The sequence below is a fragment of the Shouchella shacheensis genome (genome assembly GCF_001484965.1).
GTDB classification, from domain to species: domain Bacteria; phylum Bacillota; class Bacilli; order Bacillales; family Bacillaceae_D; genus Shouchella; species Shouchella shacheensis.
The window spans coordinates 65,252-85,988 of record NZ_LLYY01000007.1 but is presented as its reverse complement, the minus strand read 5'-3'; the positions used below and the strand labels follow the sequence as shown (position 1 = coordinate 85,988).

The following is a 20,737-nucleotide window of genomic DNA, read 5'->3' as shown; positions in this document are numbered from 1 at the left end:
CATCCTCCTCATATTTGTTATCCTTTCACGCCATTATCGCTAATGCCGCGGACAAACCATTTTTGTAACACGATAAACATGATCAATAGCGGCGCGACCGCAAACACATTCGCTGCCATAATTAAGGGCCACTGGCTGGCAAACGTGCCCTGGTCGGTGAAAAACTGTCGCAACCCTACCGTAATTAAGTATTTTTCTTCACTTTGGACAATGAGAGAAGGCCAAAGGTAGTTATTGTACATTTGCACAAAGCTAATTAGTGCCACTGTTAAAATCGAGGACTTTGCCAACGGAAACATGATCTTCCAAAGGATTTTCCAGTCCCCTGCCCCATCTGCTCGCGCCGCTTCAATTAACTCCTTCGGCACTTGTAAAAAGGCTTGGCGAATCATAAAGATACAGAAGACGCTTGCCACATTTGAGACAATGATGCCGCTGAGCGTATCCAGCAATCCAAGGTTAGCGAGGATGACATAGCTTGGCACGTACGTTGCGGCAGCCGGAAGCATGTAGGAGCCAAGAATCGCCATGAACAGCAAGTTCTGTCCCCAGAACTTTACTTGTGTGAGTGCATACGCGAGCATGCACGATAAAATAATTTGAAAGAAGACAATCACCACGGCGGTAAACACACTGTTCCAGATGAACAGTCCGAATGGCGCCATATTCATCGCTTCGCCAAAGTTCTGCCACTGAGGACTTTCCGGAAGCCATGTTAATGGAATCGCGAAGATCTCTTCTGACGTTTTCAAAGCGCTTAAGATCATCCATATAAACGGGAAGATCATGATGAGGCTCACCACACCAAGAGCGCTATAGAGAAGCATGCGTTTAGGCACTCGTCGCCAGGTTGTTGTTCCCATCGTCATTCCCCCTAGTAATGAACCCACTTTTTCGATAGTTTGAATTGCAAGGCAGAGATCAGCCCGGTAAAGGCCACGAGCAAGGTGGCCACCGCCGTCGCTTGGCCCATATTAAATTGCTCGAAGGCGAGTTGATAGTAATAGTAGAGAAGCGTCCGCGTACTCCCCGACGGCCCACCCTGTGTCATCACCTGAATTTGATCATAGGCTTGCAGCGCATCGACCGTTGTCACAATGCTTAAGAAAAGCGTTGTCGGCGAAACCATCGGCAACGTAATCGTTCGAAGCTTTTGCCATGCCGAAGACCCTTCCAAACTACTCACCTCGTAAAGGTCCTTTGGAATGCGTTGAAGGGCCTCGCTGTAGAAAATCATCGCCCATCCGGCATTCTTCCAAACGGTTACGATGATAATGGCCCAAATCGCAAACTGAGAACTTTGCAGCCAAGCCGGTTGCGGCAAATTGAACCAGCCAAGCATCTCATTGAGCAGGCCGAGATCCGGTTCAAAAATCCACGTCCATACGATCGACATGGCTACCATTGGTGTAATCCAGGGCGAGAACAGCATTGCTCTGAAAATCGTACTTCCTTTTAATTTGCGATGTAAGAGTAAAGCCATAAACAGGCCCAATGTCAGCGTAGGAATAATGGTAAATAACGTAAATACAATCGTATTGTTTAACGCCTGATAGAAGTCAGAACTCGTTAGCAGCGTCGTATAGTTATCCAAACCCACAACGTTAAATTCTGGACTAATGTAATCCCAATCCGTAAAACTCAACCACAACGAAACCACCATCGGGATAAACCAGAAAACGACGAGCGGGATCATCGGAATGCCGACAAAGATCAGAAATTTCGCTAGAGTCATGGATTTTTTCACGCTCGAATCACCTCTTCCGTTTCTGCGTCAAAGAGATGACACTTATCGGGGTTGATGCCCACACGAACACAATCGCCTGTGTTCACCTCTTCATCAGGAGAAAGGCGAACAATGATCGGCTGCCCATTAAACCTGACCGTGATGAAGAGATTGACTCCGGTTTGCTCGGTATGTTCCACCGTGCATGCAATCCCTTCTTCCATAAGCACAACGTCTTCAGGACGAATGCCGACGATGATATCTTGCTCTTGCCTGCTTTCTAGCAAAGAGCGACGTTTCTCTTCAAAGGAGAGCCGAGTGGCGTCATCGATCCAGACTTCGCTTTTCTTCACTTTTCCTTTAATGAAATTTGTCGCAGGAGCACCCAAAAAACTAGCAACAAAAAGATTGACAGGATGGTTGTACACCTCGAGAGGCGTGCCGATTTGCTGAATGTCGCCATCCTTAAGAACGACAATTCGTGAGGCCATCGTCATCGCCTCGGTTTGGTCATGCGTGACATAAATCGTCGTCGTTTTCAGGTTCTTATGTAGCTTGAGAATCTCAGCTCTCATTCGCACACGTAGCTTTGCATCTAAATTAGACAAAGGCTCGTCCATTAAAAAGACACGCGCGCCACGCACTACGGCTCGTCCTAGCGCCACACGCTGACGCTGCCCCCCAGAGAGTGCCTTTGGTTTACGGTCGAGCAACTCCTCTAGTCCCAGCAGTTCAGCTACGGCCTCTACCTCTTCCTTGCGTGTTTGCTTTGGGACCCGTCGCATCTTCATGCCATACGCTAAGTTGTCAAACACCGTAAGATGAGGAAACAGTGCATAGTTTTGAAAGACCATCGCTACGCCGCGATCTTTCGGAGGTGTTGCATTCATTTGCTTTCCTTGCATCACGAGGCTTCCTTCAGAGATCTCTTCAAGTCCCGCGATCATTCGGAGCGTCGTTGATTTCCCACAGCCAGAAGGACCGACAAACACAATGAACTCCTGTTCCTCAATATCTAAAGTAAAATCACGAACGGCGTATTCCTTGCCACTCTCATACTTCTTACTCGCACGCTCCAACGATATAATCCCCACAAAATCCCCCCTAACATGTGCGTTTGATTGATGTTTTGTGCTTTCATGGTTATATACTAACATTAAAATTGCTTTTTTGTGTGATTTTATTGTAAATTTCTCGTTAACATTGCTTAAAAAACCTATAAATCACACAAAAACATTGTGCATGGCAGGAGGGAGTTTGGTACAATATGTGCATATACTAACAGTAGGAGTCGGTTGTGATGCTAGCCCACGAGAGATACAGCTACATTCTTAATGAGCTCAACCATCAGAAAATTATTAAAGTCGGAACGCTGACACGCAAATTGAACGTTTCCACCGAGACGATTCGCCGGGATCTTGAACGACTTGAGAAAGAGGGAGCGCTCAAACGAGTGCACGGAGGAGCCATCCCCGTGCCATCAAACATTAAGCAAACGAACTTCGTGCTGCGCGAGGAACAATTCCAACAAGAAAAGCACGCCATCGCCACGCAGGCCGTTCAATTTGTCACCGAAGGCCAGTGTGTGGCTCTTGATGTCAGCACAACGAACACAGAGATTGCCCGTTTGCTCGCCAGTCAGTTTCGGCATCTCACCATCATTACAAATTCACTCATTATCGCCCAGGAACTCGGGCAAACCACCAACTTCACGGTCATCCTCCCTGGAGGCTCCATGCGCAACTCTGAACTTTGCATCATCGGAGACTCTGCGATTCAATTCATCAACTCTTTTCATATTGATCTGTTTTTCATGAGCATCAGCGGGATTTCTTTAAAGGAAGGGTTAATGGATTACGGACTCGGAGAATATGAGGTCAAACTTGCTATGTACCGAAATGCGCGCCAGACGTACGTTGTCGCCGACCATAGCAAGTTTGATGTGACGGCCATGCTCCGCGTTTGTTCTATTGACCAAGTGACGGGCATCATTACAGACGCAGGAATTCAGAAAGAAACGCAGCAGCTATTTGAGGAAGCCGGGGTTCCTCTGTTTGTGGCAACGTAGGTTGAACCTAGTGCCAACGTGGTAGTTATGAAGAACCCACAAACGCAAATCCCCCCTCTAGAGCACAGCAACTCATAACGAGGGGGGTTTTGAAGAAATAGATGGTGAAGCCTCTAACCGAAACAGCCAAAACTCCACAATCAATTTTCACTAACAGATCGTGCGTGAAGAGTTTTGCCACTAACCGTTGAACGGCTCCTTTTTTTGCAATATGCCCGAACTTAAAACCCCCTTAATCTAGTAAAAGGATTGAGGGCAAATGAACGTGACAAAAGGCTCAACACCCGAACGAGAGCGAGAGTAATTCCGAAAGACAATCATGTGTCCGTTTTATCGTTCACATTTCTCACCTCATCACACCCTCTTTTTTACAAGCACCGCCTCTACACAGAAATTCAGTGACCCTCGTTTACTTATCCCCCCGAAACGACAACCCATCAATAAACAAGCGGCTAAAGAAGATGTAGAGAATCAATACAGGCAATGTGAAAATCATCGAAGCGGACATGACATAGTTCCAAAACGAAACATTGTCGGACTGGAACGCGTTTAACCCGACAGGCAGCGTCATCATGCTGGGTTCGGTCATGACAATGAGCGGTCGCATGAAATCGTTCCAGATGGCCATGAAGACAAAGATCGCTTGGGCGAAGAGGGCGGGTTTGGCCATCGGTAGGACGATGCGAAAGAATGTTCCGAACCGGCTTAATCCGTCGACGGCGGCTGCCTCTTCGATTTCTTTAGGGAAGTTGACAAAGAACTGTCGCATCATGAAGATGAACGTGGCATTGACCATGGCAGGGACAATCATGCCTTGGTACGAATTGAGCCAGCCCAGCTCGCGTAAAATCAGGAAATTAGGGATCATGGTGACTTGCATCGGAATCATCAATACCGCAAGCACAATGAGAAAGGTGGCCTTTTTCCCTGGAAAGCTGAGCCGAGCGAGCGCGTACCCGGCCATTGAATTAAATAGTAAATTTAGGACTGTAGCACTCACAGCAATCACAACACTGTTGAGGAGCCAGCGCAGAAACAGTGGCTGTGTTTCAACGATGTATCGGTAATTATCCAGTGTCCATTCATTGGGAAAGAAACTGAAGCCACCCACGATTTCACTCAGCGGTTTAAAGGACGAAAAAAACGCCCATAAAAACGGTGTAACCGTGACAGCGCTATATCCAATTAAAAGAATGTACACAATCGGTGTGTTCCATTTGGCTCGTCTCATGGTGTTCCCTCCTTAGTACACCTTCTCATTTTTTTGCAGCTTTCGCTGGATGAGCGTGGCCACGAGAATGATGAAGGCCAGCACAAACGCAAGGGCAGCTGCATACCCGAGTTGATCATAGGATTGGAAGGCATATTGATAGACCAATAGAACGATGGTGAGCGTTGAATTATCCGGTCCCCCGGTGCCGCCGGAGAAAATGTACGATTGATCAAACAGTTGGAATGTCCCAATGAGTCCCATAATGACAACAAAAGACGTGATCGGTCTAAGCATCGGTACGGTAATGTGGCGGAACTTCTGCAACGCTGTCGCCCCATCTAGTTCGGCCGCCTCATATAAATTATCAGGAACATCTTTCAATGCCGCTAAGTAGACAATCATAAAGAATGGAGCAGTTGCCCAGATGTTCATGATCATGATGGAAAGCAAAGCGACGGCGGGATCGCCCAGCCAGTTGTACGTTGGCAAACCGACGAACGACAAGAATTCATTGACGAGGCCGTTTTGATTGTTGTACATGAACATGAAAATTAAAGCCAAGACGGCCGATGACGTAAGCGTTGGCAAAAAGAGCACGACCCGAAAGACCCCGGTCATTTTAACGTTTGCGTTTAGTAAAGAAGCCAGTATGAGCGCAAGCACCGTTTGCACAGGAACGACCACGGCTACATAAAAAGCGGTATTCACAAGGGCAATGCCTGTGCGGTAGTCATCCGTTAAACGCGCATAGTTAGAGAAGCCAATCACCTCGCTCGTTCCCCCAAGCAAATTCACTTTTTGAAAGGACAAAAACACGGCATAGACAATCGGCAATAAGATAAACATCCCGATCGTCAGGAGCGCTGGCAGCATGAATCCGTACCCTTGAAGGGCTTCCGGGGTGAACCGTTTTTTCCTTAAATTTGCCATATCTCAGAACTCCCATCTAGTCATTCTTGTGACGAGGCAGCGCTTGCTGCCTCGTCGTCATTATTGCTCCGTTTCTCGATTAGCCACATCTTCCGCTTCTTGCAACGCTTCTCCTAAATCCCGTTGTCCAAGAAAGGCGCTCAGAAACTGGTTGTTAAAGTTATTATCGAAAATCGGTAAATTCGTATCATCGGCCCACACCGTGGCATAGGCAGAGCCTGCGACAAACGGACCATAATAGTCATCGTCAACATAATCAAGTTCCTCCGCAACAGAGGCGCGTGTCGGAAGGGTAAACCCGCTGGAGGTCCACGTTTTCATTCCTTCTTTCCCTGTTAAATACTCAATCAGTGTCCAGGCGGCCTCTTTTTTTTCAGAGGCTTGGTTCATGACATAGGAGACCGTGTACGTCATCGTCCCCTCTTGATCGTTAATCGTTGGGACTTCCACGACCCCGTAGTCAAGGTCAGGAAAGTTCTCTTCCAAATACGTGATGTTCCAATTCCCTTCGATGACCATCGCTGCCCGTCCTTGGGCAAACATTTCCCCTGTATTATCAGACCCGACTTCGGAGGGTTCAGCGGCGACCCCTGTCTCATTGCGCATGTCCACAATCGGCTGGAGAGCATCGGCCACTCGCTCGTCTCCAAAGGTCGCCCGGTTGTTCGTGGCCACTTGTCCCCCTCCTGACTCAGCAATGAACATGAGTCTCGCGAGTTCGGGGGCAACGCCGAAACCGTAGACGCCGTCCGTTGTCAGCATCTCTGCCGCTTCTTCGAGCTCTTCCCATGTTTCCGGCGGGGACTCGATTCCTGCTTCCGCAAACAGCTCTTTATTGTAAAACAACGCAAGGGTGGAGGTGTCCTTCGGAAGCCCGTACTGCCCTCCATCGTCCCCTTCAAAGGCTTCGAGCAACGGTTGTTCGAAGTCATCCAGCTCAAATTCCTCTGTGATATACGGATCCAGAGGCTCGAGCGCTCCGGTCTCAATCAGCCCCGGCGCTTCAAAGGCATCTAGAAAGAAAACGTCCGGTCCCTCAAGACCAATCAACCGTGTACGCATAATATCCATGTACCGATCGGGAATGGTGCTGAAATTGACCTTAATATCAGGATGCTTCTCTTCAAACGCTTCAATCGTCTCATCTAAAAACCGCTGTTCCGTCGGAGATGCTTGCCAGCCGGTTAACGAGACCTCCATGACCCCGTCACTCTGCTCCCCGCAGCCAGCTACAAGCAACAAGCTGGCTACAGCCGTCACACTAATACCAAGCTTTTTCATGTCGTCCCCTCCCTCACCTGTTTTCGCAAACGTGAACGTGACACCCCGTCGTGTTGGTTAAAATCTCTGCAACAGGTCCTGCTTCGGTTCTGCTTACACGAATATCGAGCTGCCCGTCGGCCAGTTGAATCCCTCTAACCGTGAGCTCATTCATTCCTTCAAGAAGCACCGGTGATAGAGAGACTTCTCGTTTCAGCGCATTTGGAAAGATGCCGAGCATCGCTTGAATCAAGACAAGAGACGTTCCCGCTGCCCACGCCTGCGGGGAACAAGCCACCGGATAAGGGACCAAGGATTGCTCATCACTGTACCCACAAAACAACTCTGGAAGCCGGTCATACTCAAACTGATGTGCCGCCTTCATTAATCCTTCCATGGCTGTTCTTGCCTGTTCCGTGTGCCCGAGTTTGGCCATGCCAAGAATGATCAAGCTGTTGTCATGAGGCCAGACACTCCCGTCGTGGTAACTCATCGGATTGTAGGCCGACTCCTCGCTCCCCATTGTGCGGATGCCGTAGCCAGAAAACATCGGATCGGAAACAAGCGTGTCGCTCACTTGTTTGGCCCGCTCGGGCATGAGCATCTCGGACAGCAACGTATGTCCTGGATTGGTCGTCAGCGTCCCTACTTGCTTCTTCTCTTGATCAAGCGCGATCGCATAGAAGCCAAGGTCTTCCATCCAAAAGGCCTTTTCATAGTTTTCTCTCAACTGCTCCGCCTGCGCGCGAAGCAACTGCGCTTGGCTCTCGTTTTTGCTTGTTTCATAGAGCGCCGCCAGTCCTCTTTTCGCCTGATAGACATACCCTTGCACTTCCGCAAGCGCAATCGGGGTCTTCGCATAGTTCCCGTTTCTGTGAACAACGGAATCAGCAGAATCTTTCCACCCTTGGTTGGCAATCCCTTTGGCCGATTCTTGATGGTATTCTAAGAAAGAATCCCCGTCCCGATCCCCGTACTCATCGATCCACGAAAGCGCACGAGCCACCGTGCCTTCCATTTTTTCAAAAAACGCGAGATCTCCGGTCCATTTCACATACTCCACAAGCAGGATCAGAAAAAGCGGCGTCGCGTCGATCGTCCCGTAATACGGTGTAAACGGAACTTGATTCGTATTCGCCAGTTCTCCAGCCCGTAGTTCATGCATGATCTTCCCTGGTTGTTCATCGCGCCAAGGATCGACCTTTGTGCCTTGATACATAGCCATTGTCTCAAGCGTGGCCCTCGCCACATCGGAGCGGAAGGGCAGCATTTGCAGTGAAGCGATCAAGCTATCTCGGCCGAACGGAACCGCAAACCAAGGCAATCCAGCCATTGGCATCGGACCATGCCCGGCATCGGTTAGTAAGACGCGCATATCCGCAAGGCCTCGCTCAAACAAGCGCCCGACCTCTTCTCTGTCGGAGGCAACGGTCACCGTTTCTTCGTTCCATGCTGTATACGAGTCTAGTAGTCGTTCAAGCGCCTCTCCCGCTGGCTGAATCACAGCTGCTTCTCCCCCCCACCCCGGGGCAATGGCGAAGACAATGGTCTGCTTCTCTCCATTGCTTAAGGCTATATCGAAGCTGACTTCGTTCTCGGTGACCTCGCTCGGTAGTTGATCCCAGCGAATGGTTGTCGAACGCTTCAGCTCATCGGCCCCTACATAGTGGAACGTCACGCCTTTTTCAGACACCTCTGAAGCCGTCCGTTTGCCAACGTTGCCTGACTGAAACCCGCGAATGAGAAACATATCGATAAAATCGGCATCCATGTGCATGCCAAGCGTAAAGTTGATCGGCTGAGGATAATAGTTTGTTGCTGTCACCATCTCATAACAGACCCCTTGGCAAATGAAGCGCTTTCTCTCAAGCTCCACCGATTCCCGCCACAGCTCTAACACTCCGTTTTCTTTCATATGTGGATTCGTGAGCAAAATTGTAGTGTAATAATTTTCGCTCGCTGTAGACGAAAGAAGAATCGGTTCCCTTCCATTAATCGTCAGCTCAAACTGGCTTAAGAAGCGCGTATCCTTCGCGTAGAGTCCTGGTCCATACGGGTGATTTTCGGGTATATTTCCACTCTTATCTGTTAAAAAAAATACGTCATCCTCTTTAACTACACGATAATCCATGCTAGCATCCCCTTTACCGAAACGTTTCGGATTTTTGTGTATAAAACTTGATCCAAAACGTTTCGGATCAAGCGTATAAAAGAGCCTTCCGTCCTAGCGTAAGCGAGTAACGGAATCTCTTATGACTAGATTCGTTGGTAAAATTTTTTCTCCACTCGTTTCCTTGCCCTGCAAAAAGTCCATCAACAGATCGGCGGCGGCCGAACCCATCTGAAACTTATCCTGAGCCACAGTGGTCAAACTAGGGTGCGCGTATTCAGCGATCACAATATCGTCGTAGCCCACGATCGATAAATCTTTGGGCACCGTTACCCCTAACCTTTTGCTTGCCTGCATCACCCCAAGCGCCATCAAGTCGCTGGAGCAAAACATCGCGGTCACCTCTCGATGTTCTTGAAGAAAGCGAAGCGCCTGATCTCTAGCCACAGGTTCTGAGAATTCTCCGTTTAACACCCACGAAGCATCCACCGGTACCCCGGCCTCAGCCATGGCTTGGTTGTATCCTTCCAGTCTTTTGCCGCTGACATAGGCTTTCTCATGACCGTTCATGAACGCAATGGCCTCGTGCCCCTGTTTGATCAAGTAACGGACAGCTTCATAAGCGCCTAAGACGTTATCAGTGGTCACATACCCTACATTTTTGCCTGTAATCGGAATGTCAATAAGCACACACGGAATGTCACTCTCAATGACTTCTTGCAAATAGGGGTCGTCGACCTTCACCCCTTGCAGAATCACCCCTTCGACCCGGCGCTCTCGACAAAGCTGGGCATAGCTTTTGACCCGCTGCTTCGCTGAGTTGGTGTTAAACAAGATCAAATCATATCCATACTCCGAAGCTCGGTCATTCAATCCATTCAACACATCAAAGGTGAAATGGTCTTTCGCCCCCTCTTCGGAGAGCCCAGAAACAAGGAGGCCAATCGTCTTTGACTGGTTGGTCACAAGACTTCGAGCCATCGCATTCGGGCTATAGTTCAGCGACTCCGCTATTTCCCGAATACGAGCCCTCGTTTTCTCACTAACATCGTCGTATCCATTCAGCGCTCGAGAGACCGTTGTCACGGAAACGCCCGCTTGTTTTGCAATGTCTTTAACTGTTGCCACAACAACCTCCAAAACGTTTCGGATTTGCTTTAACCATACAGGAAGTTACAAGCGTTTTCAAGTGGTTTTTTTGAATGTGTCTCTGGAAAAGCGCTACCGCCCCTTCGTAGAGCAAGGGAAAACCTCTCGTCAACCAGCAGGAATTTCCCAAGTCTCGTCGAAGGCTGTATGAAACCCACTTTCGGAGTGACTAAACACAGTTCACACCTGAATGTAAATTGATTATTTTTAGCAAGATTAGGCTTGAAACCAGAAATCTATGGCTCAATGAGAGAGGACTCCAGTTACTCGTTGACAGCAGGCTGTTGTTCCCGGGACTTCCGCTCCTCTCGTCCGGATTTCCGCTCGGCTCGGCCGGATTAGAGCTTGCCTTGTCGGGATTTTCACTCATTTCGTCCGGATTAGCGCTCATCTCGTCGGGATTTTCACTCCTCTCGGCCGGATTAAAGCTCATCTTGATGGGATATTCGCTCCTCTCGTCCGGATTTCCGCTCCTCTTGACGGGATCAGCTGCCCATCAATCCCATGGAGTCAGATGGATGATTCGTGTCCGAACGTTGAGTTAAACCGTAGAAACAAGGAAGCCTACATTTTAGAAGGGGGTACCCAAATTGGAAGCCAAACTAGAATTTCAATACCAGGGCCAATTACTTGAAGGGCCGTTTTGGGACGACGAACTAGAGCGGTTGTTATTTGTCGATATTTTAGGCAAGAAGCTAGTGGACTACCGCCCTTCCGACCAAACCTTAGATGCCCACAGCTTCCCCTCCCATGTTACGGCTGTGGTCAAAGCAACAGAGACGAATCTCCTTTTGTCAACGAGAGACCAATTGATTTTCTATCATGAGCCTAGTGGAACTTCCGAAGCGCTTCGTTCCTTCTCTCATCTTGGACAATCCATGCGGTTGAACGATGGCAAATGTGATCCGTTCCACCGTTTTTGGGTGGGGACGATGAGCGAAGATGGGTCCACAGGAACGGCGAGTTTATACGTGGCCGATGTCGATGGAGAAATGAAGAAAGCCAAAGAGGGAGTGACCATCTCCAATGGCCTCGCCTGGAACCAGGCGGCGGATACCATGTATTTCATTGACACACCCACGAATCAAATTATGGCTTATCCATTTTCCAAAGAGACCACCGAGCTCAAAGACGGGCAAGTCGTTATTGATTTACACGACATTGCAGGATCTCCCGACGGAATGACAATCGATGTCGACGACCGTTTATGGGTGGCGCTCTGGGGTGGATCTCGAGTGATTTGCGTGGACCCACAGCTAGGGAAAATCGTGGATTCCATTGCCCTGCCTGTCTCAAACGTGACCAGCTGTACTTTTGGCGGGGTGGATCGACAAACGCTCTATATAACAACGGCACGTGAAGGAGTCACTCAGGATCAGCTTGAGCTAGAGCCTCTGGCAGGATCGCTATTCTCTTGTACGATGCCCACGCGGGGAGCGGCTTCACTTCCGTGTTTGTACCCGTAGGAACAAAGCACACATCAATTTCTTGAAAAGAGCTGGCTTCCCGGCGATCAATCGGATGTTGCGCCTTACGGTGAACACGCACGAGACCTTCCCCACTTAAAATCCGTAAGTGGCGGAAGACTTGGGGCTGGCCCATGTTCAATGCCTGTACAATGTCGGTTGCCGGGCATGGTCCCTCCTTTAACAGCCCCTCGACGGCAATCGTGAGCAGCGTAGTTTGCCATGGTTGGTGCGTTCATTCTGTTTTGGATCCCTTGCTGTGCATAGATAGCAGCATCTAGTTATGAGTGTTCGTTAAAATAAAATCATTTACGTTACGAAGCCGCATTTCCACAGTCACAGTGCTCCTATTCAAAACGAAGCTGAAACGCCGTAGCGCCTTCAGCTTCGTTTGAACTAGGCTTATTCTTCACTATTACTATCCACTCTTCCCTCCGCTGTCTCCCGTACCTCGTTTCCTTGGTCATCGGTGACTTTTGCTTCGACCTCCGCACCTTCTGCTTTCCTATTGGACGTCGCGGTCCAGTAACCGACATACTGCCCGCCCTCTTCTTCGGAGAGGATCATCATTCCATTTACAGTAGGCAGGCGGATGGCTCTCAGACCTTACCCCTTGCCTCGCTGGAAACACAAGCAAAAACCCGATTCACACAACCTGTTCTTTTTGTTGCTTGGCTCGCTCCTGTTTTTGTAGACAGACCTTCTCACCGATGGCATATCGAACCGTCATTGGACGGATCACATTAATGGTTTGGTCCCCCACTTTCACAGCGTAATGGATCTCGCGTCCTTGATAGAGTGCATTGACAACTTTTGCTTCAATCCCTTTTTGCTCTCGGCTCATGACCCATTCATCAGGCCTAACCGGGTAGCTGCCGTACTGTTTGAATTCATCAGCAACATCCACTCCATCCCAGTGTATGGCAGGAGCTGCACTAGGTCGGAATGTATCCCCTTCCCATGTGCCGCTCATAATCGTTGCCTTGCCGACAAAGCCTGCCACATATCTTGTTTCTGGATAAAGGAAGATCTCTTCCGGGGTTCCCACTTGTTCAATTTGCCCATCTTTCATAATGACGATGCGATCTGCCATCGCCAACGCTTCTGCTTGATCGTGAGTGACATAGATAATCGAGCTTTTCGTTAAATGATGCAAGCTCTGAATCTCTTTTCGCATGTCTTCGCGAAGCTCTGCATCCAAACTGCTTAATGGTTCATCCATGAGAAGGAGTGCAGGCTGATGAGCCAACGCACGGGCAAGTGCCACTCGTTGTTTCTGGCCGCCAGATAGTTCATTTGGCATTCGCTTTGCTAAATGGCCCAGCCCAACCAGTTTTAGCACTTCCTGCGCCCGTTCTTTATAGCGCTTCTTCATTGCTGCTGGCGTATACGGATGATGGCGCAGTGGAAATTCGACATGTTCCTGCACGTTAAGATGAGGCCACAGCGCAAAGGATTGAAACACCATCCCAATGTTGCGTCGTTCAGGCGGAATGACTGTTTCCTTTGCGCTGACGCGGACGCCATCGATCAAGATTTCCCCTGCAGTCGGTTGCTTGAATCCGGCGATCAGGCGCAGCAACGTCGTTTTCCCACATCCAGACGGTCCAAGAATAGCGATGAATTCCCCACGTTTTATTGAAAGAGAGATCGATCTCAAAGCTTCAAAGGAGCCAAACGATTTTCGTAACCCGATGATTTCCGTTGTCATGTCTCTTTGATCCTCCTAGTCCATATTTGCTGCAGCACGTACAAACTGATCATTGTGAACAAAATACCTGCAACAATCATCATTGAAAAAGCAGTTGAGTGCGTGGTATAGCCTGCCTGTTCAAAGTTGAAAATAACAAGCCCGATCGTTTCTGAGCCACTTGACCAAAGCAATGATGAAACGGTGAGTTCAGTTAAGGCCGTCAGGAAGACGAGACAGGCACCGCTTAGCATTCCTGGAAGCAGAAGCGGCAAAAGCACTCGTCTCCACTTCACCAGCGCATTCGCGCCAAACAAGTTTGCGGCTTCTTCCATTGAAGGATCGACTTGAGCTATGGCGGTGAGGCTTCCCCGGAGTTGAAGAATCATAAACCGCGTTACATACGCAATCAGTAAGATGGCGATCGTGCCATAAATGCCCGGGTTCCAACCGGGAACGGGCTCCAGCCACATAAAGATCATCGCAAGGGCCAGAACCATTCCCGGCAATGCATATGGAAGGCCAACAAAGACCTCTAATGTCCGGTTTAGTCCGTCTGGGCGTCTTGCTCTCATATAGGCAAGAGCGGTTCCTACCGCAAGACAAATGACGGTAGTGATACCGGCAAGGAAGAGGCTATTTCCAATCGCTCCCTGTACTCTCGTATTTTCAAACAGTACGAACCGGTAGTTTGATAACGTTAAGTTGTCCCAAACGAATGGCAACCCGTAGGCTTGAATGAGAGACGACATGAGCATTGATGCTAGTGGGACGATTGTAATCAATAACAAAAAGCTCCATAGCGCCATTTCCGTCAGGAGGCGAAATCGCCCTAGCTTATAACGAGGCTGATAGTCTTGTTCAACGGTATCGGATTGCTTTGATTTACGAACAAGCCACCACTGAATGAGTGTTCCCAGCAGTGCAAAAATAGAGAGAACAACAGAAAGCGTGGCGGCGCGGGCAAACGCAGTCGGTCCAAACCCAACCACTTCCTGATAGATCGCTGTACTGAGAACGGTAATATTAGCTGGAATTCCAAGAAAGGCGGGAATGCCAAAGTTGTCTAAATTGGCGATAAAGGCAAGCAACCCACCACCAGCTAATCCCGGAAGCGCAAGGGGAAGCGTCATCGTTCGAAAGACTTCCCGCGCTTTCGCTCCACTGGCGCGGGCAGCCCATTCCATATCCCGTGGAATCTTACGGAGTACACTGACTGTGAATAAGAATACGAGTGGAAAGTGTGACAACTCGAGCACCCAGATCATTCCCTCCATCGAGTACATAGAAAGTAGCTCGATGTCAAAAGGAAGATGGCGTAACAGTGAACCGACCAACCCATTCGTACTCATTAGTTGCGTCCATGATAATGTAACAATATACGATGGGATGATAAACGGGAGGAGCAGAAATAACTGCATGAACCGTTTGCCGCGAATGTCGCTATAAGCGATGATCCAAGCAAAAAACAACCCTAATACCAAAGCAAGAATGGTAGAACCGAGCACTAGAATGAATGTGTTTTCAAGTATTTGCCACGTACGTGCTTCACTCAGAATATGGACATAGTTGGCTAAGGTGAACGTCCCGTCTTGAACAAAACTTAAGGAAAACAGGCGAATAATGGGCAAAACAAACAGAAAGAAAATAAGAATCGCTAGAACAAATGTGTATACCCGTCTCTTTGTAAAAAAGGAAGGGAAACGATGGACCCCCCTCGATTGAACAGCCAATCGGATTCACCCCTGTCTTAATGATCGCCAAAAATGGTGCGAAACTGCTCTTTATCGCTTTCCCGTGTTTCTAATAAATCCGCTAGATCGCTAGATAGCACCTCTAGCTCATCAGCACGTTGCAAGCCTTCAGGTGGGTTCATTCCTTCGCGGATAGGCGCGTATCCGACCTCCACGCTTAATTCTTGGCCTTCTTCTGAGAGAACGAAATCAACAAACGCCTTGGCTGCTGCATCATTTTGGGTCTCCTCGGTAATCGCAATCGGTTCTGTAATGACAGGCACACCTTCCTCGGGGTAGATAAAATCAATCGGGGACCCTTCGTTTTTTGCGTTAGCAACAACAAAGTCAACAACCATTCCATACGCACTTTCTCCACCTGCGACTGCTTGTACGACACCTCCATTCCCTTGAACGATGGTCGTTTCATTGGCACGCAAGGCTTCAAAATAATCCCACCCAAACCCGTCCGTTCGGCTGAATACACCTGCGTTATACGCTGCCGCCCCTGAGTAAAGAGGGCTCGGCATCGTCACCTCGCCCGAAGCTTCATCGGATGTCAACACGTCCCAAGAAGTTGGAGCTTCCTCCACCATAGTGGTGTTATACGCTAAAATCGTCGGCATCACTTTTGTCCCTGCATACATATGGTCAGGATCAACAAATTCACTTGGAATGGCGTCAAGTTCTCCTGATTCGTAAGGCATTAACAGGTCCTCTTCCTTCAACCCTTCAAACGTAACGGAGTCAGCAAGCAACAGGACATCTGCTTGAACCGAACCCGCTTCATTTTCAGCCAATAAGCGGCTAACCACTTCTTCTGTTCCCGAGCGAAAAATAGTCACATCCACATCAGGATAGACTTCATTAAAGCCTGCTATTAGTGCCTCCGCATCGGCATCGGGCTGGGAGGTATAGAACGAAAGCGGCCCTGTAAGATTGCCGTTCTCTTCGTTTTGTTCTTCTGGCTCGTTGTCCTCTGCATCCCCCGTTGCATTCACCTGTTCTTGAACGTTGTCTGCTCCACATCCGGCTAATCCCATTGATATGAAAAGAAAAAATGATGACCCGAAAAAATGACGTTTCATGATTCAATGCCTCCTTGGAGTTCTTATTTTTTGAACCTAAGTTTTTGCTCATTTGGTGTTAACGGGATGTACCCTCTAAGCTCGCTCCTTTTTGCTTGCCTTCATTCGAAGATGTTCATGCCAGTATGTGGCAATGGTCTAACCGGCAGATTTTTCGATGTACGCCTAGTGTATCTGGCTCTAATTAAGGTAGATTAAACCTACGTTTTTTGTTTTGTGAAAAAAATGTAAAGGTCACCCGTTTCAGGAGGAAGCATTTGTCATAGGAGAAAGGGGCAAAGCCAGTGGTTTTAAGGAAAGATAAGCAGAAACATGTAAAGACAATGTTAGGATTTTACGAATGATTCTTATGCTAGGGTAGCCTTACGACAGTGAATCGTCCATTCCTTACCGCTTTTCATCACAAAAAACGGACAGCACTTAAAAAAACCCTCTGCCTCCAGAGGGTTTTTCACCGTTCTATCAACTTTTAACCTCAGCTTATAAGCCCATGAGGATCGATCACAAACTTTCTCGCCGCTCCATCGTCAAAGTCCCGATATCCTTTAGGCGCATCCTCTAGATGAATGACAGTTGCATTGACAGCTTTGGCAATCTGCGCGTTGTCCGATAGAATCGCTTTCATCAGATCGCGATTGTACTGCATTGCAGGCGTTTGTCCAGTCACGAACGTGTGCGCCTTCGCCCAGCCTTGTCCAAACCTTACTTTGAGTTGCCCCGTTTGCGCATCCTTATCTGTAGCGCCAGGGTCCTCGGTCACATAGAGACCTGGAATGCCTAAGCCTCCGCCTGCTTGCGTCACATCCATAATCGCATTTAACACCGCAGCGGGTTGTTCCCCACCGTCTGCCCCGTGGCCAGAAGCCTCAAAACCGACGGCATCAATCGAACAATCGACCTCTGGGACACCAAGAATTTGCTCAACTTGCTCGCCCAATTGATCATGTTTCGAGAGGTTCACCGTTTCACAGCCAAAGCTCCTCGCTTGTTGCAATCGTTCCTCATTTAAGTCCCCAACAATGACCGTAGAAGCGCCCAAGAGTTGCGCGGAATGAGCAGCTGCTAGCCCCACAGGACCTGCGCCTGCGACATAGACGGTTGATCCGGTTCGAACGCCTGCGGTATAGGCGCCGTGGTAGCCGGTAGGAAAAATGTCTGACAGCATCGTTAGATCTAAAATTTTCTCCATCGCTTTTTCTTTGTCCGGGAACACAAGCAACTGGAAGTCTGCATAGGGAACCATCACATACTCAGACTGGCCGCCTACCCAACCTCCCATATCGACATACCCATAAGCCGATCCGGGCCGGTCTGGATTTACGTTTAAACAGATATGTGTTTTCTGCTCCTGGCACATCACACAACGACCGCACGCGATGTTAAACGGAACCGAAGCCAGATCCCCTTTTTTAACAAATTCGACATCGCGGCCCACTTCAACCACTTCGCCTGTAATCTCATGGCCAAGAACAAGCCCCTCTGGTGCCGTGGTACGCCCTCGAACCATATGTTGATCGCTTCCACAAATATTCGTGGTCACAACCTTAAGAATAACCCCATGTTCACACTTGCGCCCGACATTTAACGGATTCACGCCCGGACCATCCCTCAGAACAAGATCCGGATAGTCAATATCACGTACTTCTACACTCCCGTCACCCGTGTACACAACGCCTCGATTTCCTGCCATGCTATCCCTCCTGTGATTGGAATTCCGTTATTCACCTTCTTTAAAAACCTTCACGCCGGCCTCTGCAACGCGCACGTCATTCGGAACACTGCTCCCGCTGACGCCGATCGCTCCGATCACTTTTCCATCGTTTTCAAGTGGAATCCCTCCGCCAAATACGACGAGACGCCCTTGATTCGTCGTGTTCAAGCCAAACAATTCAGCCTTCGGAACCGTCGCTTCTTCAAGGTTGGAGGTCGGCATCTTTAACGCCACCGATGTCCACGCCTTATTTTGCGCAATGTCAATACTTGCGAGCCACGCGTCATCCATTCGGTGTGTGGCGATGAGATTGCCCCCCTCATCCACAACGGAAATGACCATCTGAACCCCGACGTTTTTGGCTTCTTCCTCTGCACCTGCAATGATTCTCTTTGCCACATCCAAGTTCATTGTGCCCATTAAATGCCTCATCCTCTCAAGAAGTAGTAAATTCAAGTCTCTTACTACCGCCTCTTCCCCATCGCTTTAAAAGTTAAACTTGATAGAGTGATCAATTTGTTCGACAGTATGAGTGATCTGCACGAAGTAACAAGGTCGGCTCTAATCCCGACGACAAGAGGAGTGTTCCTCTTGATGGGCGGTCTCTCTGTTGCCTTTGCGGTTTCTTTCGGCATCGGCGGCCGGGACTTTGCCAAACGTTGTCCCCTGATCAGGAGTAACCTAAAGAATCACGGGGGCCAGATCTATTCTCTGGCCCCGTGGTTCTTTATCAGTACGAGTAGGCGTGTGTTGAGACCCATTTTAAATATCTAGGTCCCTTTAATTGTCCCTTTCCATTTCAAGATGCTTTAAATCTATTGAAAACCCTGCTTGCATTAACAAATCTAATCCAAGTAATCCGTTAATGTCCTCATACCCAAAGTCATTGAAATCGACTTCTACCTTTTCAACTGTGAAATCACTAATTTGAACTTGGTCTATTTGTTTTCTAAATGCATGCTCTTTCCCACCAATCCCAAAATAGGTAACAATTCGGTCGTGCAAATCAACATGTATGCCAATGTCCTCCACAACTTTTTGGGATATAAGTGTTTTGGCTGCCCCTGTATCTACCACCATATTTCTTATCACTTTACTTTTCCCGTTAAATGATAATGTAATATCAACCAAAAGCAGTCCGTATCTATGCTTAATTTTCATGATAGCGGGGTCTCCTTAACCCTACATCTTGGCGGACTTCAAGCACAACGCTTTCATGAGCAGTATGAAACACCAACTCGTCACCTTTTGATTTTAACAGTTCAGCTGTTGCTCTTTTTTCGGACACGGGCTTAATAACCGCTACATCTTCAATGAACTCTTGACCACTTTCAATATGAGACGATAATGCTTTTAATTTAACAAATTGATTGGGGTATATTTCTCTGACCTCCGACCATTTCATCGTTTTCACCGTCCCTTCGATTGATACTGTTATTATAACACTCTTGTTACTTGAATCGCATATTACTTAACGTTGATGAAGCTTTAATAGCACCGCGTCTATTCGACACCAACCGCTACGACTCGTCTGTGAATCTGTTGTCTTGTCCTCCCTCGTTTGTTAGAATATGAATCGATTCATTCCGCATCTCTAGGAGGTCACCAATGGTAGCAGAATTATGGGATTCAACGTATGCGTTGCTATCCGATACAACTTTTTGGCTGAACATCATCAGCACTGTTGTGAAAATCATCATTATCTTAATCCTTGCGCGTTTGGTCGTTGGCTTTTTCAAACGGATCATTACCCGGATGCTCCAGCGACGAGAAGGAAAGTATGTCAACATCACGGAGCAGCGCAGTCAGACGCTCGTTTCATTGCTTCATAGTGTCGTCGCCAATGTCGTTTATTTTGTCGCGATTCTATTGATGCTTGATGAACTAGGGTTTTCGCTAGCCTCTGTGCTTGTGGGGGCTGGTGTGCTCGGGCTTGCGGTAGGGTTCGGGGCTCAAAACGTGGTTCGTGATGTCATCACAGGTTTTTTTATTCTGTACGAAGATCAATTTTCGGTCGGAGATTTCATTACGACGGGTACCTACACAGGAACCGTTATCGAATTTGGCCTGCGCGTAACGAAAATTCAAGACTGGACTGGGGAGGTCAACATCCTCCCGAACGGCCATATTGAAGAAGTGAAAAACTACTCCAAAGACACTGCATACGCTGTCGTTGATGCGAGGGTGTCGTATAACGATAACCTGGAAGAGACGCAAACCGTCATTGAAGACGCCTGTCTTGAAGTGTTTCACAGAGAAGAGGATATGATTCAAAAGCCGGAGACGATGGGCGTTCAGGAATTTGGGCCATCCGAAATCGTGTTCCGCATCATCGCCTTATGCAACCCCGTGACCCAATGGGGCATGGAGCGGGAAATGAGACGCGCGATCCTCGACAGCTTTGCCCAAAAAGGAATTGAGGTTCCTTATCAGCAAGTGACGTTGCATCAGAAGCAGTAGTGGGTGCCCTAAACAACGTCAATGCGTTACACGGGTCAGCCAGGATTCTTCGCTTTCTACGAATGAATCCTGGCTTTTGGCTCTGGCATTGAGCGACAACCTTTCTTTTTTCTCGTAAATGCTTGGTATAATG

Annotated in this window: 20 protein-coding genes; 3 read left to right on the top strand and 17 right to left on the bottom strand. The window is 48.5% G+C overall.

The genetic code is table 11. The features are described from left to right. Nucleotides 1-17: 17 nt before the first annotated feature. Genes AVZ68_RS09585 through AVZ68_RS09575 form a run of 3 tightly spaced genes read right to left on the bottom strand, consistent with a single transcriptional unit; the run spans nucleotide 18 to nucleotide 2,820 of the window. The gene (locus AVZ68_RS09585; RefSeq protein ID WP_082676455.1) at nucleotides 18-863 is read right to left on the bottom strand and encodes a carbohydrate ABC transporter permease; all 846 of its coding nucleotides are present in this window, start codon (nucleotides 861-863) and stop codon (nucleotides 18-20) included. A gap of 11 nt (nucleotides 864-874) precedes the next feature. Then, nucleotides 875-1,735 carry a carbohydrate ABC transporter permease gene (locus AVZ68_RS09580; protein ID WP_059104422.1) on the bottom strand — a complete coding sequence of 287 codons (861 nt, stop codon included), beginning with the start codon at nucleotides 1,733-1,735 and terminating at the stop codon, nucleotides 875-877. Nucleotides 1,736-1,743: 8 nt separating this feature from the next. After that, nucleotides 1,744-2,820 (bottom strand): ABC transporter ATP-binding protein, encoded by a 1,077-nt coding sequence (locus AVZ68_RS09575; RefSeq protein WP_059104326.1) that lies wholly within the window; start codon nucleotides 2,818-2,820, stop codon nucleotides 1,744-1,746. Nucleotides 2,821-3,026: 206 nt separating this feature from the next. Here AVZ68_RS09575 and AVZ68_RS09570 point away from each other — a divergent pair, with 206 nt between their 5' ends. Then, nucleotides 3,027-3,794: a DeoR/GlpR family DNA-binding transcription regulator gene (locus AVZ68_RS09570; RefSeq protein WP_059104325.1), complete on the top strand. Its 768-nt coding sequence runs from the start codon at nucleotides 3,027-3,029 to the stop codon at nucleotides 3,792-3,794. A gap of 409 nt (nucleotides 3,795-4,203) precedes the next feature. On the opposite strand, the gene AVZ68_RS09565 is transcribed toward AVZ68_RS09570, so the two are convergent. From AVZ68_RS09565 to AVZ68_RS09545, 5 genes are all read right to left on the bottom strand, one after another. Next, complete coding sequence (locus tag AVZ68_RS09565) at nucleotides 4,204-5,025, bottom strand: carbohydrate ABC transporter permease (protein ID WP_059104324.1); 822 nt, start codon at nucleotides 5,023-5,025, stop codon at nucleotides 4,204-4,206. Between the two features lie 12 nt (nucleotides 5,026-5,037). Then, nucleotides 5,038-5,937: a carbohydrate ABC transporter permease gene (locus AVZ68_RS09560; protein ID WP_059104323.1), complete on the bottom strand. Its 900-nt coding sequence runs from the start codon at nucleotides 5,935-5,937 to the stop codon at nucleotides 5,038-5,040. Between the two features lie 60 nt (nucleotides 5,938-5,997). Beyond that, nucleotides 5,998-7,218, bottom strand: coding sequence for an ABC transporter substrate-binding protein (locus tag AVZ68_RS09555; protein ID WP_059104322.1), 1,221 nt, complete (start codon nucleotides 7,216-7,218; stop codon nucleotides 5,998-6,000). A 13-nt stretch (nucleotides 7,219-7,231) separates the two neighbouring features. Then, on the bottom strand, nucleotides 7,232-9,328 hold the full coding sequence (locus AVZ68_RS09550) for an amylo-alpha-1,6-glucosidase (protein WP_059104321.1): 2,097 nt from the start codon (nucleotides 9,326-9,328) through the stop codon (nucleotides 7,232-7,234). A 93-nt stretch (nucleotides 9,329-9,421) separates the two neighbouring features. Continuing rightward, nucleotides 9,422-10,435, bottom strand: a complete 1,014-nt coding sequence (locus AVZ68_RS09545) for a LacI family DNA-binding transcriptional regulator (protein WP_059104320.1) — start codon at nucleotides 10,433-10,435, stop codon at nucleotides 9,422-9,424. Nucleotides 10,436-11,046: 611 nt separating this feature from the next. Between AVZ68_RS09545 and AVZ68_RS09540 the strand changes: the two genes are divergently transcribed. Next, a complete protein-coding gene (locus AVZ68_RS09540) occupies nucleotides 11,047-11,922 on the top strand; it encodes an SMP-30/gluconolactonase/LRE family protein (protein ID WP_059104319.1) in 876 nt (291 codons plus the stop codon). On the opposite strand, the gene AVZ68_RS19795 is transcribed toward AVZ68_RS09540, so the two are convergent. The 9 genes from AVZ68_RS19795 to AVZ68_RS09500 all read right to left on the bottom strand — a co-directional run bounded on the left by AVZ68_RS19795 (nucleotide 11,822) and on the right by AVZ68_RS09500 (nucleotide 19,549). Continuing rightward, entirely contained in the window at nucleotides 11,822-12,109 is a 288-nt protein-coding gene (locus tag AVZ68_RS19795; RefSeq protein WP_281176612.1) for an ArsR family transcriptional regulator, read from the bottom strand. The genes AVZ68_RS09540 and AVZ68_RS19795 overlap by 101 nt on opposite strands. 215 nt (nucleotides 12,110-12,324) lie before the next feature. Then, nucleotides 12,325-12,492 (bottom strand): hypothetical protein, encoded by a 168-nt coding sequence (locus AVZ68_RS20210; protein WP_157404623.1) that lies wholly within the window; start codon nucleotides 12,490-12,492, stop codon nucleotides 12,325-12,327. 76 nt (nucleotides 12,493-12,568) lie between these two features. Continuing rightward, complete coding sequence (locus tag AVZ68_RS09535) at nucleotides 12,569-13,633, bottom strand: ABC transporter ATP-binding protein (RefSeq protein WP_059104318.1); 1,065 nt, start codon at nucleotides 13,631-13,633, stop codon at nucleotides 12,569-12,571. After that, the gene (locus AVZ68_RS09530) at nucleotides 13,630-15,345 is read right to left on the bottom strand and encodes an ABC transporter permease (RefSeq protein ID WP_245628100.1); all 1,716 of its coding nucleotides are present in this window, start codon (nucleotides 15,343-15,345) and stop codon (nucleotides 13,630-13,632) included. Before AVZ68_RS09530 ends, AVZ68_RS09535 begins: the two co-directional genes overlap by 4 nt. 17 nt (nucleotides 15,346-15,362) lie before the next feature. Then, nucleotides 15,363-16,433 carry an ABC transporter substrate-binding protein gene (locus AVZ68_RS09525; protein ID WP_059104316.1) on the bottom strand — a complete coding sequence of 357 codons (1,071 nt, stop codon included), beginning with the start codon at nucleotides 16,431-16,433 and terminating at the stop codon, nucleotides 15,363-15,365. A 475-nt stretch (nucleotides 16,434-16,908) separates the two neighbouring features. Continuing rightward, nucleotides 16,909-18,123 carry a formaldehyde dehydrogenase, glutathione-independent gene (gene fdhA, locus AVZ68_RS09520; RefSeq protein WP_059104315.1) on the bottom strand — a complete coding sequence of 405 codons (1,215 nt, stop codon included), beginning with the start codon at nucleotides 18,121-18,123 and terminating at the stop codon, nucleotides 16,909-16,911. Between the two features lie 27 nt (nucleotides 18,124-18,150). After that, complete coding sequence (locus AVZ68_RS09515) at nucleotides 18,151-18,564, bottom strand: GlcG/HbpS family heme-binding protein (protein WP_059104314.1); 414 nt, start codon at nucleotides 18,562-18,564, stop codon at nucleotides 18,151-18,153. Between the two features lie 360 nt (nucleotides 18,565-18,924). Beyond that, the gene (locus AVZ68_RS09505) at nucleotides 18,925-19,305 is read right to left on the bottom strand and encodes a retropepsin-like aspartic protease (protein ID WP_059104312.1); all 381 of its coding nucleotides are present in this window, start codon (nucleotides 19,303-19,305) and stop codon (nucleotides 18,925-18,927) included. Beyond that, the gene (locus tag AVZ68_RS09500; protein ID WP_059104311.1) at nucleotides 19,295-19,549 is read right to left on the bottom strand and encodes a hypothetical protein; all 255 of its coding nucleotides are present in this window, start codon (nucleotides 19,547-19,549) and stop codon (nucleotides 19,295-19,297) included. Before AVZ68_RS09500 ends, AVZ68_RS09505 begins: the two co-directional genes overlap by 11 nt. Before the next feature lie 203 nt (nucleotides 19,550-19,752). Here AVZ68_RS09500 and AVZ68_RS09495 point away from each other — a divergent pair, with 203 nt between their 5' ends. Continuing rightward, on the top strand, nucleotides 19,753-20,604 hold the full coding sequence (locus tag AVZ68_RS09495) for a mechanosensitive ion channel family protein (RefSeq protein ID WP_059104310.1): 852 nt from the start codon (nucleotides 19,753-19,755) through the stop codon (nucleotides 20,602-20,604). Nucleotides 20,605-20,737: the final 133 nt, after the last annotated feature.